Source organism: Mammaliicoccus fleurettii (assembly GCF_003970575.1).
GTDB classification, from domain to species: Bacteria; Bacillota; Bacilli; order Staphylococcales; family Staphylococcaceae; genus Mammaliicoccus; species Mammaliicoccus fleurettii.
Genome location: NZ_RXWZ01000084.1, coordinates 1 through 15,634, shown reverse-complemented (window position 1 = coordinate 15,634; position 15,634 = coordinate 1). Strand labels below are relative to the sequence as shown.

The 15,634-nt window shown below is 31.4% G+C and carries 14 protein-coding genes and 1 pseudogene; 10 read left to right on the top strand and 5 right to left on the bottom strand.

Annotated elements, in window-relative coordinates:
• Window positions 1–273: 273 nt before the first annotated feature.
• The 3 genes from CD129_RS07390 to CD129_RS07380 all read right to left on the bottom strand — a co-directional run bounded on the left by CD129_RS07390 (window position 274) and on the right by CD129_RS07380 (window position 3,155).
• Window positions 274–924, bottom strand: a complete 651-nt coding sequence (locus CD129_RS07390) for an SDR family oxidoreductase (RefSeq protein WP_115337115.1) — start codon at window positions 922–924, stop codon at window positions 274–276.
• A gap of 113 nt (window positions 925–1,037) precedes the next feature.
• Window positions 1,038–1,406 carry a transcriptional regulator, SarA/Rot family gene (locus CD129_RS07385; protein ID WP_115337116.1) on the bottom strand — a complete coding sequence of 123 codons (369 nt, stop codon included), beginning with the start codon at window positions 1,404–1,406 and terminating at the stop codon, window positions 1,038–1,040.
• 915 nt (window positions 1,407–2,321) lie between these two features.
• Entirely contained in the window at window positions 2,322–3,155 is an 834-nt protein-coding gene (locus CD129_RS07380) for an aldo/keto reductase (protein ID WP_115337117.1), read from the bottom strand.
• 181 nt (window positions 3,156–3,336) lie between these two features.
• On the opposite strand from CD129_RS07380, the gene panD reads away from it, so the two are divergent.
• From panD to CD129_RS07345, 7 genes are all read left to right on the top strand, one after another.
• Window positions 3,337–3,720 carry an aspartate 1-decarboxylase gene (gene panD, locus CD129_RS07375; protein WP_078358065.1) on the top strand — a complete coding sequence of 128 codons (384 nt, stop codon included), beginning with the start codon at window positions 3,337–3,339 and terminating at the stop codon, window positions 3,718–3,720.
• 12 nt (window positions 3,721–3,732) lie between these two features.
• Window positions 3,733–4,092 (top strand): DUF1304 domain-containing protein, encoded by a 360-nt coding sequence (locus tag CD129_RS07370; protein ID WP_115337118.1) that lies wholly within the window; start codon window positions 3,733–3,735, stop codon window positions 4,090–4,092.
• A gap of 185 nt (window positions 4,093–4,277) precedes the next feature.
• Entirely contained in the window at window positions 4,278–6,689 is a 2,412-nt protein-coding gene (locus CD129_RS07365; protein WP_115337119.1) for an MMPL family transporter, read from the top strand.
• 501 nt (window positions 6,690–7,190) lie between these two features.
• Entirely contained in the window at window positions 7,191–8,240 is a 1,050-nt protein-coding gene (locus CD129_RS07360) for a MupG family TIM beta-alpha barrel fold protein (protein ID WP_115337120.1), read from the top strand.
• Window positions 8,241–9,125 carry an N-acetylmuramic acid 6-phosphate etherase gene (murQ, locus tag CD129_RS07355; RefSeq protein WP_115337121.1) on the top strand — a complete coding sequence of 295 codons (885 nt, stop codon included), beginning with the start codon at window positions 8,241–8,243 and terminating at the stop codon, window positions 9,123–9,125. It abuts the gene before it with no gap.
• A gap of 19 nt (window positions 9,126–9,144) precedes the next feature.
• The gene (locus CD129_RS07350) at window positions 9,145–10,581 is read left to right on the top strand and encodes a PTS transporter subunit EIIC (protein WP_115337122.1); all 1,437 of its coding nucleotides are present in this window, start codon (window positions 9,145–9,147) and stop codon (window positions 10,579–10,581) included.
• 5 nt (window positions 10,582–10,586) lie between these two features.
• Window positions 10,587–11,438 (top strand): MurR/RpiR family transcriptional regulator, encoded by an 852-nt coding sequence (locus CD129_RS07345; protein ID WP_115337123.1) that lies wholly within the window; start codon window positions 10,587–10,589, stop codon window positions 11,436–11,438.
• Window positions 11,439–11,546: 108 nt separating this feature from the next.
• Here CD129_RS07345 and CD129_RS07340 read toward each other — a convergent pair whose 3' ends face one another.
• Window positions 11,547–12,503: an ornithine cyclodeaminase family protein gene (locus CD129_RS07340; RefSeq protein ID WP_107509451.1), complete on the bottom strand. Its 957-nt coding sequence runs from the start codon at window positions 12,501–12,503 to the stop codon at window positions 11,547–11,549.
• Between the two features lie 114 nt (window positions 12,504–12,617).
• On the opposite strand from CD129_RS07340, the gene CD129_RS07335 reads away from it, so the two are divergent.
• From CD129_RS07335 to CD129_RS07325, 3 genes are all read left to right on the top strand, one after another.
• Window positions 12,618–13,037, top strand: coding sequence for an HTH domain-containing protein (locus CD129_RS07335; RefSeq protein ID WP_078358073.1), 420 nt, complete (start codon window positions 12,618–12,620; stop codon window positions 13,035–13,037).
• Between the two features lie 55 nt (window positions 13,038–13,092).
• Window positions 13,093–13,389 (top strand): hypothetical protein, encoded by a 297-nt coding sequence (locus CD129_RS07330; protein WP_078358074.1) that lies wholly within the window; start codon window positions 13,093–13,095, stop codon window positions 13,387–13,389.
• A 246-nt stretch (window positions 13,390–13,635) separates the two neighbouring features.
• A complete protein-coding gene (locus tag CD129_RS07325; RefSeq protein ID WP_078358075.1) occupies window positions 13,636–14,598 on the top strand; it encodes an LCP family protein in 963 nt (320 codons plus the stop codon).
• A gap of 53 nt (window positions 14,599–14,651) precedes the next feature.
• Here the strand turns inward: CD129_RS07325 and CD129_RS07320 are convergent.
• A pseudogene (locus tag CD129_RS07320) lies at window positions 14,652–15,634 on the bottom strand (AraC family transcriptional regulator); the annotation flags it as partial.

The following is a 15,634-nucleotide window of genomic DNA, read 5'->3' as shown; positions in this document are numbered from 1 at the left end:
TCACTCCTATGATTTCTTTGGTTGGAAATTCATTTTGAGTGTATCACGAGTGGCTTTTCTTATGTGTCTAGCTTAATTTTACAATCGGCGACATTTAAAGAACGCTGCGAAAATAGAAAATATGACGAATTTCATATAGGTGAGTATAAAAAAATAGACGTAACAAATTTTGAGAATATCGATGTTCAAGAAATAGTAAACTGGGTTTACAGTAAAATAAAATAATAAAACACCGCGAAGGAAGGAACATTCCTACTTCGTGGTGTTTTGGTGTTAATTGCTGTATTTTTCTACGGCTTGTTGAATAGGTGTCTTACCTTTTGTAAGCTCTAATATTTTATGGGAAGTGTTTGGTTGGTTAAGTAATTCTACAATTACATTTGCGACATCATCTCTTGGGATTTCATCGTAGCTGATTGCGTAACCAAGCGTTATTTGTCCATTTGCTTCATCGTTAGTAAGCGTGCCTGGACGAAGAATTGTCCAGTCTAATGCAGATTGTGCTAATTCTACATCGGCTTGTCTTTTCATTTTCATATAGAATTCGAAGCTTTCAGATATATTCATACCTCTACCAGCATCTGGAAATGCAGACACGAGTATAAAGCGTTTGATACCAGCTTGTTCAGCAGCTTCAATCATTTTTGTAACGCCGTCTCCATCAACTGCTTTTGTGAGTTCGACACCAGCACCACCAGCACCTGCAGTAAATATTAATGCATCAATACCTTGAAATTTAGAAGCGTATTCTGATACGTCTGTTTTTATAATATCTGCTAGTTCCGTTTTCACGCCAAGTTGATTGAGTTCTGGAGCTTGTTCCTCTTTACGTATAAATCCAATAGGTTCATCACCGCGTTCAGCTAGCGTTTTTCCGAGATGTTTTCCAATATTTCCGTTCGCGCCAATAATTGCTACTTTCATATTTGAACTTCCTCTCTAATAGAAAATGTTTACTATTAAAGCGTATATAAGAAAAGGTTTATTTTCAATTAAATAGATTTATTGTTGAAATCTATTTCTTATTTCATTGATATTTATAAAAGTGTTTTGTCATCTTCTGAATTGACCTTACGTAAATGATCGATTGTGATTTCTTTGCAAGTACGTAATGTATTATTAATTGCTTCATAATCAATATTTTTCAATATAATAGAACGTTCATCTAAAGGATCTCTTACTTTTTTAAAGTAATTTAATTCTTCGAGCGTTTTAATTGCACCAGTTAGTTCAGAAGAAGATGGTTCAAACATTAGTTTTCGAAGCTTTCTAACGTATATTTCATCCTCATTCATTTGTTCTATATAATATACAGTAAGAATGTCCATTCTTTTTAGTTGTGTTTTATCAAAGATGTTGTTGAAAATGTCTTTTTTTAATAGTTCGTAATGCATAATCTTTTCCATAATATCCTCCTGGTTATTTAATTTTTTCCAAATGTATATATCTTTGTTGTTAGCTTATTGATTAAAATAAAGTATTTCCAAATTTTAAGCATTTGTTGAAGGTTTATTGGGAAAAATATATTTCTCCTAAATAATACCAAATTATTAACTAGTAAAGCAATATAATAAGTAAAAAATCATATGTATTTTATTAAAATAATAAATTGCAATAATAATTGTATAATACAAATAAATTTATAATTTGCTTGTGTATAACAGAAAAATCAAAAAAATGGAAAAAGAAATGGGGACATAAATAAGTTTTTTTGAAAAAATGAGATGAGTTGTAGATTAAGTATGGAGCTAAGCGAAGAGTTCAGCCAAGTTGTAGATTAATTCGAAAGTTAATCGAAGAGATTGGCTAAGTTGTAGATTAATTCGGAAGTTAATCTAAGAGTTCAACCAAGTTGTAGATTAAGTCAGCAGTTAATCGAAGAGATTGACCAAGTTGTAGATTAAGTATGGTGTTAATCGAAGAGTTCAACCAAGTTGTAGATTAAGTTTGGTGTTAATCGAAGAGTTCAACCAAGTTGTAGATTAAGTTTGGAGTTAATCGAAGAGTTCAACCAAGTTGTAGATTAAGTATGGTGTTAATCGAAGAGTTCAACCAAGTTGTAGATTAATTAGATAGTTAATCTAAGACATCCTCAAAATCTACACCGAACAATGAAAGGCTGGGACAATTAATTTGTCCCAGCCACTTATATCGTCAAAGCTTATATTATTTTAAAAGATTACTATAAAAGTAGTTATCAGAGATGGCATCCATATTCACATAACATAAGAGAAGTGCAAGCAAGGCTATCCATACTCACACAACGTAAGAGAAGTGCAACTAATGATCGTCTTAATCAAGGTTTCACGCTTTTCAATAACTTAACCGTTAAATTCTGCTGGGTTTGGTCCTATGCGTTTGTTTTCGTTAAGTGCATCTAATCTCTTGATTTGATCATCGTTTAAACTGAAGTTAAAGACTTCGAAGTTTTCTTCGATGCGTGATGGTGTTACTGATTTTGGTATTGTGATAACGTCATGGTCGATGTTCCAACGTATGATGACTTGTGCTGGTGATTTATTTATTTCTTTAGCAATACGATTTACTGTTTCGTCTTGTAGAATTTCTGCATTCATAAGTGGTGACCATGATTCCATTTTTATATTGTGTTTGCTTAAATAGTTTCTTAGTTCTGTTTGTGTTAAGTATGGGTGAAATTCTACTTGGTTCAATACTGGTTTAACATTAGCTTGATTGATTAGAATTTCTAAGTGATCGATATTGAAGTTACTTACGCGAATATTTTTAACTAATTGTAGATTATATAAGTTTTCCATACCTTCCCAAGTGTTCAATAGTAAATCTAAATCTGTACCTGGCCAATGCATTAAATATAAATCTAAATAATCTAGACCTAGTAAGTTTAATGATTTTTCATATGCTTTTTGTACATTGTCTTTTCCATAATCATCTATCCATATTTTAGATGTGATAAATAAATCTTCTCTTGTAATATTAGCTGCTTTTATACCTTCAGCAATACCTTCGCCGACTTTTACTTCATTTCCATATATAAATGCTGCGTCGATACTTCTATATCCAGATTGAATAGCGTGTTTGACTGCATCTTTAGCTACGTCGTTATTTTCTACTCTAAAAACACCTAAACCTACGCTTGGCATACTATTTCCATTATGAAACTTTGTGTAATTCATATTCAAAACTCCTTTTTATTAATGTATAGATTAGTATAATGCTATATAGAGTGAAAGGTAAGTACGCACTATTTTGTTCTATAGGCACTAAAAAGTAATATTAAGATTTAATAGTTGACGGATTATAAAATCATTGTATGATAATAACGAGTATATAAATATAAATATGGAGATGAATACGATGATTAGAACTATGATGAACGGGAAGATTCATCGTGCTAGAGTAACTGAAGCCAATTTAAATTATGTAGGTAGCATTACGATAGATGCAGATATTTTAGATGCAGTAGATATTTTGCCAAATGAGAAAGTAGCTATAGTTAATAACAATAATGGTGCGCGCCTTGAAACTTATGTTATTGAAGGTGAACGTGGCAGTGGCAAAATTTGCTTAAATGGTGCTGCAGCAAGATTAGTTCAAGTAGATGATATTGTTATTATTATGAATTATGTTCAAGTTACTGATGAAGAAGCAAAAACGCATGCACCAAAAGTAGCTGTTATGAACGAGAAGAACGAGATTATTGAAATGATACATGAAAAAGAAAATCAAATTGTTCTTTAAAGGAGACTTGTTATGCATATACTAGCAACTATTTTTGTAGTTATTGTTGTAATTGAACATTTGTATATTATGTATTTAGAAACTATTGCGACAGATTCTAAAAAAACATCACAAACTTTCAATTTAAAGCAACAAGTATTAAAAGATAAAAATATTCAAGTCCTTCTGAAAAATCAAGGTATATATAATGGCTTGTTAGCTATAGCTTTGTTTTACGGGGCATTTTTATCATCAAACCCGAAAGAATTTGTAGCTTTATTGTTAATATTCATTATTGTAGCAGCAGTATATGGCAGTCTTACAAGTTCGAAATCCATTATATTAAAGCAAGGTGGACCTGCAATAATCGCCTTAATTCTATTATTATTATAAAAAATTAGAATCCTAAATGTGAACGTTTAGTAAACGGCTTTTCTACATTATTTAAAAAGTGTAGACAAAGTATACACATTTAGGATTTTATCTCTTTTTAGAAGCATCTTGAAATGATACTATAAGCGTTATGTTGTATACACTGTATGCATAAACTATAGAGTAGATTTTAGGGAGGAAATATTTTGGCTAATTTTTTATTTAAATTAGGTTCATCCATTGCTAAACATAAATGGTTAACAATTATTATATGGGTTGTTGTTTTGGCGGGCATTATCACACCATTAGCAATTAATAAACCCACTTTCGATAATGACATTACAATGAATGGTATTAAGTCAATCGATACGAACGATAAGATTGAAAAGGAATTTAATCAAGATAGTGAAAAGGCAAATGTACGAGTTGTCTTTAAAAGTGATGATAAAAAAGGTATTACAGACAAAAAAGCAATGAAAGAAATTCAAGATGCGTTAAAAGATGCTAAAGATAAAGATGATGATATAAAAGAAATTACCGATCCTTATAAAAATAAACAAATAAATAAAGATCAAACAACTGCTTTTGCAGATATCAATTATAAAGTTTCTCAAACATCTATAAAATCTGATTCTGTAGATAAAGTGAAAGATGCTATGAAACCTTTAGACGATGAAGGCATACAGACAGAACTTACAGGTAACGCTTTAAACGCAAGTACTGAAATTGGAGGTAGCTCTGAAGCAATTGGTATTATTATTGCTTTCGTAGTATTACTTGTAACATTCGGATCATTAATTGCTGCAGGAATGCCTATAATTAGTGCACTAGTTGGATTAGGTTCTAGTATAGGGGCAATCGCGTTACTAACATATTCATTTGATATTCCGAACGTTACGCTTTCACTAGCTGTAATGATAGGACTCGCATTAGGAATTGATTATGCACTGTTTATATTATTTAGATATAGACAAATTATTAAAACTGAGCAAAATCATGTTAAAGCAATCGGCTTATCATTAGGAACAGCAGGTAGTGCTGTTATTTTTGCGGGGGTAACAGTTGTTATTGCGGTATGTGGACTTGGATTAGTCGGCATTGATTTCTTATCTATAATGGGATATGCATCTGCATTAAGTGTTGTATTTGCAGTATTAAGTTCAATTACATTACTTCCAGCAGTAATCAGTGTGTTCCATAAACAAATACATCCAAAGAAACGTAAAATTCATTCTAATGAGAGTTTAGATACTCCGTGGTCTAAATTTGTAGTAGGGAAACCGTGGATTGCTATACTCGTTGGACTAGTAATATTACTAGCAGCCGCACTTCCAGTTACGCATATGAGATTAGGTATACCCGATAATGGTATGGAACCTGATACTTCAACTGAGAAAAAAGCATATGATATTATTTCTGATGATTTTGGAGAAGGTTTCAATGGACCAATCGTAATGCTTGTAGATACTTCAGATAAAAAAGATGATCAACAAGCGTTACAAAAAGATTTACAAGGATTAATGAAAGATGTTAAAGATATTAAAAATGTTGAAACAGTTACACCACCTCAACTAAATAAAGATCAAGATTATGCACTTGTTACAGTAATTCCTGAAAAAGGACCAAATGCAGAATCAACATATGATCTAGTACACGATTTGAGAGATTATAATTCAGACTCTAAAGATAAGTATGACTTAAGTACTGAAATATCAGGACAAAGTGTTATTAATATAGACATGTCAGAAAAACTTAACGAAGCAATACCATTATTTGCTGGTGTAATTATATTATTAGCATTCGTATTATTAATGGTAGTATTTAGATCTATCATCATTCCACTTAAAGCAGTACTAGGATTCGTATTATCACTTGCTGCAACGTTAGGATTTACGACGCTTGTTATGCAAGATGGATTTATGAGTGGATTATTCGGAGTAGATACAACAGGACCGTTGCTAGCATTCTTACCCGTAATCACGATAGGGTTGCTGTTTGGTTTGGCAATGGACTATGAAGTATTCTTAATGTCTAGAATCCATGAAGAATATGTACGTACAATGAACAATACAAAATCTATTAAAGTAGGACTAAAAGAAAGTGGACCTGTAATAGTAGCAGCAGCATTAATTATGTTCAGTGTATTTATAGGTTTCGTATTCCAAGATGATGTAATGATTAAATCTATGGGTATAGCATTAGCATTTGGTGTGTTATTCGATGCCTTTGTTGTAAGAATGACAATTATACCAGCACTAACAAAATTATTTGGCAGAGCATCATGGTACTTACCAAACTGGTTAAACACAATTTTACCTAAAATAGACATTGAAGGACACGCACTAAGTGAAAATAATAGCGTTGAACAAACTACAGAAAACAAAAATGTAAGTACAATTGAAGTCAGTCCAAAAACTAAAGACTTATACGATAATATAGATTCAGCTTCAAAAGATGAAGTGTTATATAAAGCATTAAGTCAGTACAACAATAAAATAGAAGAACAACAACATTCAGAAACTGACAATGAAAATATAATGAGCATACTGAATCAACAAAGTAAGAATATCGAACAAGTTAACCACTTAATAGAACGTATGATTAATAAAGATAAATAATCATATGAAAATAAAAAAACTTCCATTAGATATAATTCTGATGGAAGTTTTTTTATTTTATAGTGAGAGGCAAATATAGGTTAAGAGAATAAGGGATTAAGAGATTAAGGAATAAGGGACACAATTCCGAGAAATGTCCGAAAGAGGTGTTGTAAGGGACAAAATTCCGAGAAATGTCCGAAAGAGGTGCTGTCTAAGGAGCACAATTCGTAATTCTGCCAGTAAGAACAATCTAAGGAGCACAATTCAGAATTCTGCCAGTAAGAACAGTCTAAGGAGCATAATTCAGAATTCTGCCAGTAAGAAGAATCTAAGGAGCACAATTCAGAATTCTGCTAGTAAGCGCAGTCTAAGAAGCACAATTCAGAATTATGCATCTAAGATTCCTATTTAAACGCTCAATTGTAATATCGTTCCGATTACTGATAATATTTATATAAATATTGAAATTAAATTCCAAAAATGAGATAATATAAACGATTCCAAAAAGGATGTGTTGATATGTTAGGTTTTTCAGTATATTTAGGTGAATCTTTTGATCGTTCTTATATTGAAACAATGCTAGATAAGGGTTTTCGTTATGTGTTTACGTCTCTTCAAATTCCTGAAGAGGACTCAAGTCAATATTTTGATAAGTTAAAGGAATTGAAGCGTCTTGTAGGAAATAAAGCTGAAATTATAGCTGATGCAAGTCCTCATGCTTTTTCCAATCTTGGTTTGTCTTATAAAGAACCGGAAATTTTAAGTGAAATAGGCATAGATTATATTAGATTAGATATTTCATTAGAACTTTCGGATATTATTTCTTTATTAGATAAAGTGAAAATTGTCTGCAATGCTAGTACAGATGCTATTGATTTACTTAATCAATTACAATCTCAAAATGTTGATATGACTCGCATTATGGTTGCACATAATTACTATCCTCGTCCTGAAACTGGTTTGGATAAACAATTCTTTATAAATAAAAACGAAGAGTTGAAGGTATCTTTTCCAGATGTTTCAGTAATGGCATTTGTTCCTGGAACAACTTTAAGAGGTCCGGTATATCAAGGTTTACCTACATTAGAAGACCATAGAAAAGTCCATCCTCTAGTTGCTGCTAAAGAATTATTAGCACTAGGTGTAGATGATATTTGTATAGGGGATACGCATATCAATCAATCAACAATTAATCAGTTCAACACCTTCTTTAATAAAGGAATCGTGTCACTTCAAGTGCAATCCGAAACAAAGCATTTAGATTATTTTATTGGGAGAATTTTTCATAATAGGAAAGATAAAGCTAGAGATGTGATTAGAGCGGAAGAAGCAAGGCAAACTTTTAAAGATGAAGTAATGCCTGAAAACACGGTTGCAAGAAAAAGGGGTGCCATTACTTTAGATAATGTAAAGTATGGTCGATATATGAATGAGTTACAAATTGTGAATAAGAGTTTAAATAGTAATAAAGCAGTAAATGTTATTGGTCATGTATGCGAACAAGATTTGGCATGCATAGACTTGATTGATGCGGGAACTGCATTTCAGTTTGTTGAGGGGGAAGAATAAATGGATATTAGTCGTTTAACGACAGAAACAAGAAACGAGCATTCTTCAAAGTTAGATACTTTAACACCAGCCCAATTCGTTGAAGTAATGAACAATGAAGATCAAAAAGTTGCCCAGTTTATTAAAGAAGAAAATACAGCTATAGCTAATCTTATAACACAAGTTATAAAGAGCTTAAACAATGGTGGAAGATTAATTTATATGGGAGCTGGAACAAGCGGAAGATTAGGTGTTCTAGATGCTGCAGAATGTGTACCAACTTTTGGAGTGACACCTGATGTTGTAATTGGCTTAATTGCAGGTGGTCAAAAGGCGATGACAGTGGCTGTTGAAGGTGCAGAAGATGATGAGGGTCTTGGAGAACAAGATTTAAAAGACTTAAAAATTAATGAGCACGATACAGTAATTGGCATAGCTGCTAGTGGGCGAACACCATACGTAATCGGTGGAATAAAATATGCTCAAAAAATAAATGTGCCTACAGGTTGTGTTACATGTAATAAAGAATCTGAAGTAGGAAGACACGCTGACTTCCCCGTACAAGTAAATGTTGGTCCAGAAGTATTAACAGGGTCTACGAGACTTAAAGCTGGAACTGCACAAAAATTGATTCTTAACATGATTTCAACTGGTGCCATGGTTGGTATAGGAAAAGTGTATGAAAATTTAATGATTGATGTAAAACCAACTAATAAGAAGTTAAAACAACGTGCAATTAATATGATCCAAGAAGTATTAGATTGTACAGATGAAGAAAGTAGTAAACTATTTCAAGATAGCGGAGAACAAGTGAAAGTTGCTATTGTGATGGGGATGCATCATATAACTAAGGACGAAGCAATTGAAAAATTAGCACAAGCTAAGGGGTTTGTAAGAAATACGTAAACAAAGGGGTGTGTAGGTTATGTCAAAAGAAAGAGATATTGCACAAGACATATTGAAAGAAGTCGGTGGAAGAGATAACTTAGACAAAGTTATTCATTGTATGACACGTGTCAGAATGAATATCGTTGACTATAGTAAAGTAGATGTTGAAGGACTAAAGAATATTAAAGGTGTTATGGGTGTTGTAGAAGATGACATGCTTCAAGTGGTTATTGGACCGGGAACTGTTAATAAAGTAGCAAATGAAATGAGTTCAATAATTGGGGTACCTTTAGGGGAAGAGATTAAACATAAAGCATCAAATAAAGAACAAGTTGAAAAAGAAGCGGATTTATTTAAACAAAATATAAATAAAAAGAATCAAACGCCGTTTAAAAAAGTATTAAGATCTATCGCGAATATATTTGTACCATTAATACCTGCTTTCGTTGGTGCAGGTTTAATAGGCGGAATTGCAGCAGTACTTTCAAACATGTTAGCTGCAGGAACAATAGATGGTGCTTCATGGGAACAATTTGTTTTAGTATTTGATATTATTAAAAATGGTATTTTCGCATACTTAGTTATCTATGTTGGTATCAATGCAGCTAGAGAGTTCGGTGCTACACCTGGACTTGGTGGTGTAATCGGTGGTACTACAATGCTAAATGGTATGGATCCAGAAAGTCCGATAAAGAACATTTTCAACGGTGAACCATTAGCAGCAGGACAAGGCGGTGTAATCGGTGTTATTATCGCTGTTTGGATATTATCAATAATAGAAAAGAAACTACACAAAATCGTCCCAAGTGCTGTAGATATTATTGTTACACCAACTGTTACGCTATTTATAATGGGTCTTGCTACGATTTTCATAATCATGCCAATAGCTGGATTTATTTCTAACGGTTTGTTAGGTATTATTGATTGGGTGCTTAATATAGGTGGAGCATTTAGTGGATTTGTATTAGGTGCAACATTCTTACCACTTGTAATGTTTGGATTACATCAAGTCTTAACACCTATTCATATTGAAATGATTAATCAATCTGGAGCTACTTATCTGTTACCAATATTAGCAATGGCAGGTGCAGGACAAGTAGGTGCTGCGTTTGCATTATGGTTTAAATGTAGAAAAAATAAAAAAATTATTAATTTATTAAAAGGTGCTTTACCAGTAGGTATTTTAGGAATTGGTGAACCATTAATTTATGGTGTTACGTTACCATTAGGTAGACCATTTATTACTGCTTGTATAGGTGGCGGTATAGGTGGAGCTGTCATCGGTGGCATTGGTCAGATTGGTGCAACAGCAATTGGACCAAGTGGTGTATCATTGATTCCTTTAATTTCTGATAATATGTATTTAGGGTATATTGCAGGATTATTAGCAGCTTATCTAGGAGGATTTGTTGCAACATTCTTATTTGGCACAAATAAAGAAATGACTGCACCACAAGAATTGGAAGAGGACTAATTTATATGGAACATCAACATTTACTCATATTTATAAAAGAACAAATGTCTCATTTAACAAAACATGAAAAACGAATTGCTGAATATTTCATAAATCATCCTGAAAAGACGATTAATTTAAGTGCTAAAGAACTAGGGAAACTAACAAATACAAGTGCAGCTTCCGTTATTAGATGTACACATAAATTGGACTTTAAAGGTTTCACAGATTTGAAATTAGCAATTTCTAGATACTTGCCTCAACATGAACAAAGTATTTATCAAGAAATTAAACAAGATGAAACGGTCGATTCAATAAGTAAGAAGTTGATCACAAGAGCTTCACATACACTTGAAATGACAGAAAAAAATATTTCTAATGAAAGTATTAATCAAATTGTTGATCAATTATATAATACACATACAATTATAGTATTTGGCGTAGGTGCTTCTAGTTTAGTGGCACAAGATTTATACCAAAAATTCACAAGAATAGGTAAGCAAGTTATCCATTCACTAGATACACATTTTTTAGCCACAGCTATCGCTTCACATAGTAAAAGCTGTGTATTAATTGGAATTTCAAATTCAGGTGAGAACAAAGAGACCATTTCATTAGCTAAAGTTGCTAAAAAATATGGCGTACAAACTGTTGTGCTTACACAATCAGAAAAATCTACATTAGCTAAAACATCTGACTTTTATTTAATACACGATGCAAGCTCAGAAAAGAGTTTGAGGCTTGCAGCTACAAGTTCTCTTATTTCTCAGCTTATGACAATAGATATACTGTTTTATAGTTATCTATCTAGAAATTATGACGACCATGTAGTGACAATGAGTAAAACAAGAGATGCAGTTGAATTATATTTAGAATAAAAATTTCATCAAAAAAAGCGCCCATTCCGTTTGATATTATCTTGCGGAGTGGGCGCTTTTTAATTTCTAATTTATAAAAGTAATATATGGATTCTTTATCTATAAAATCTAAGACAGCAACTTCTTAAATACGCCAACGCCAACTGCTAAATCGAAATGGGCAGCACCGACTGATTTAAATATCGTAATTTCATGTTCATCAGTTCGGCCATCTATGTTGCCTAATGCTAGTTGTTGTAAATCACTGTATGCATGATCAAAACTAAAGAGACCATCTTTTTCAGCTTGAATAAATTCTCCTGCTTCTGTTTTTGCGCCATCTATATCATCAAAAACTATTTTAGATGACTGTTCTATCGCTTTAATATCAATTTCACGCATTGAAGGTTGATAAGAACCAACACCGTTAATATGTGCACCTTGTTTCAAATCTATAGCGTCAAATACCGATTCATTTGAACGTGTTGCACAGTTTATAATGTCGCTTTGCTTTACTAATTCTTGGACATCTTTAACGACATTGATTTCTGCATTAATTCCAAATTTGATTAGTTTTTCTTTAAAAATTTCTGCTTTTTCATTTGTTCTATTATATAGATATATGTGCTCAATATTTCTTACTTCAAGTATTCCTAAAACTTGTTCAAAAGCCATTCCACCAGTACCAATAACACCAAGTACTCGGCTATCTTTACGACTTAAGTAATGAGTTGCGATACCACTTAAAGCACCAGTTCTTAACCTTGTTAAGTAACTTGCATCAATTAATGCTTTATGTTGACCAGTTTCTAATTCAGTAATTAAAATTTTTCCTTGAGTTGTCGGTAAATTTAATTTTGGATTATCTGGAAAAATAGAAATGATTTTATTTGTTCCGAGCTTTTCTTTTAAATCTAAACATGGCATATAAAGCATTGCGTTATGTGTATCAGGAAGCTCCATAACTGTTCGATGTTCAACTAAAATTTGGCCTTGTTCTAATTTCGGGAATAAGTCCTGAGTATCTCGTATAGCATCTGCTATTAAGTATTGCTTTTCAATTTCAGAATCCGATAATATATGCATATGTAACCGCACCTTTCTTAATATTAGTGTAATTACAACATATCATGTTATAGATATCATTGCTTATTTTTTCTGTTTTGGGGTATATAAAATAGTAAAGAAGGAAGTGATATGATGGCTAAAATAGATAAAAAAAATTATGCTGAAAGAATACAAAATGTCTCAAATAAATATGAGATAGGTGATAAACAATTAAGGAAACTATTGAATCTACCAAAAGAAAAGTATGAATTATTGTTACAAGGCAATCAAGGTGTACTAACTGACAAACAAAGAAATGAGATTGATAAAAGACTAAATTACTTTGATTCAATTGGTGAGAATAAAGATGCATTAAAATATAGTAAGTACTATATTGAAAAAACGTTAAAAAAAGAGTATAATTTAACTAATAAATCTATTGCCAAATTATGTAATGTAAAAAAGAAAACAATAAATAGATTATTAAAAAATAAAAAAATTGATCGTAAGGAAGAAAGAAATCTCATATTAAATATTCTTCAACTCTATGAAACTTTAAAAACAGTCAACTAAGTGGTTATCATAATATTTCATATTTTTTAGAATTAAAGAAAGTTAGAGTGGAATTATGAAACAAGTTGAAATTATAAGAATCTTAGATGATACGACATTTGTTATTAATGCAGGAACCAATAAAGGTATTGAACCAGGTTATTTTATTGATGTTTTGAAGACGGATAAATCGTATAATTATATTGCCAAAGTAGAAGAAGTTTATCCAGATTTATCTCTATGTAAAAGATATGGAGAACAGCGATTATTTTATGGAGACATTGTTAGAATCAGATATCCTGACGATAATCAAATAACGACTAAAGTCATTAAATCTAAAACTAGTAAAAAAAGACGTAAAAAGAGAGGATGAGATCGCCGAATCTCATCCTCTTTCCCGTTTAATATGTCTAAAAAATTTAAAACAAGTAACGTTGTAGATTTACAAGAATACTTTATCATAGAATGTATATATTTTCCAGAAATAAGTGGGTTGATTTAGTATAAATTTACAATCTTTTGGATTTGCATTTAAATTGTGCACATAATTAATTTGATATTGGCAAAGATTGAAAAATAAATGTATAATAAAGAAAAAAATAGAATGGACTGAGCACACGTGGCAAATCAATATGAGCGTTCGACGAAAAAACCAAAGTCTGCAGCGTTTAAAATAGTAACGACAATCGTCATTATTTTATTACTTCTGTTCTTAATTGCTTTGGCATTTTTTGTATATAAATTTTTTGCATTAGGTAATTCAATACATAATCCATTAGACAGAGATAAATCAGAGTTAAGAAAGAAAGCTGTGGATGTAAATGGAGATCCAATATCCATTGCTTTATTCGGAGTAGATTCAGATTCTACAAGAGCAGCTCAAGGTGGCGGGGAAAGATCAGATTCAATCGTTTTATTATCAATTAACCCTGATAAGAAAAAGACTGTTATGGTAAGTATTCCACGAGATACAAGAGCAGAAATAGTTGGTCAAGATTCTGTTGAAAAGATTAACCATGCGTATGCATATGGTGGTCCGAAAATGGCTATTAACTCATTAGAGAAACTTATGAATGTACCAGTTGACCATTATGCATCAATTAATATGGATGGTGTTGAAGAATTAGTCGATCAAGCTGGTGGCGTAACTGTTACAAGTAATGCGACATTTACAGTTAAAGGAAATTCATATGTTAAAGGTCAAAAATATAAACTAGATGGAAAAGAAGCATTAGCATTTATTAGAAGTAGAAAAGAAGATGGTGCTGGTGGTGACTTTGGAAGACAAGAACGTCAACAACTTGTTATTCAAGCTTTAGCAAATGAATTAGTTAGTGTTGGTTCATTACCAAAAATCAATCAGATCTTTGATACATTAGGTGATAATGTTCAAACAGATTTAAAGATTTCTCAAATCAACAGCTTAAGATCTAAATATAGTGATGCATTAGATAATGTAGATAGAAACCAATTAGAAGGCCAAGATACAATTTTAGATGACGGATTATATTACTTCGTACCTAGTGATTCTAGTAAAAAAGAAGTAGTAGATAATTACCGTTCTAACTTAGAATTAGATTAATAAAAAAGTAGAAATTCTTCCAAGAAGAATTTCTACTTTTTTTATATTGTTAATTATCCTTGATTTTGAACAATTAACAATTTGATACCATTTGTTTTTATATAATATGTTTCGTCTATATTATTACTATTGTAGTCTGCCATTTCTATGTCGGGTGAGCAATATCTATCTAACAAAACGGTGTTCAAATAATCTAAATTACCATGATTGTGGTCTAATTTCCTTATTGCTTTAAATATATTACCGTTATCTTGATCAAAAGTAATCTTAGTAACTCTAAATTTCTCGAAAGGGACATCTCTATAAGACAAAATAACACTTATATTATTTTGGTAATTTATATCATGAGGATGATAGAGCTCATAATTGTACAATAAGAAAAAGATTTTGTTATGTATTTCAAATTTAACGTAATTCGGTCCTTCATAAAAGTGTTGTTCGTTAAAATGGCTCAATATAGTTAATAAGTAATTTGTTGGACTTTTGCAATGATATTTTAAATATAAAGAAAGTGGTTGCTCTATTGATGCATATTTAGCTGATGATTCTTCCATTAACCAGAACCCTATACCGGAAATATAATTAGTAATATTTAATAAATGTTTCAACATTATTGAAACATTAAAATAAAAGTCACTACTTGTGTATGTATCACCATTTAAAATATTCCATTCTAAAGGTATAACTTCTTTATTAAATGATTTTAAATATGACATATTTTGAATGAGTTTTTCTGTATATTCGTTTGTGATTTTTATAATATCATAATGACTCATTTCATCTAGTTTATATAGACTATTAAAGTTGTAACTTAAAGCAAAACCATCTATTTCATTAAAATGACAGACTTCCATATTCATATCCTCATATGTATTCTCAAAAGGATTTGGTGCATTGATCATAATCTTAATGTCATTAAGTCTATCTTTTGTTTCTCTTATTTGTTGTCTGATTTGATAAACATCGGCATAGTTTATATCAAAGAATATTTCTCCATTTTTATTATAAAAATAATTATGTATCGTATCTATTAGTT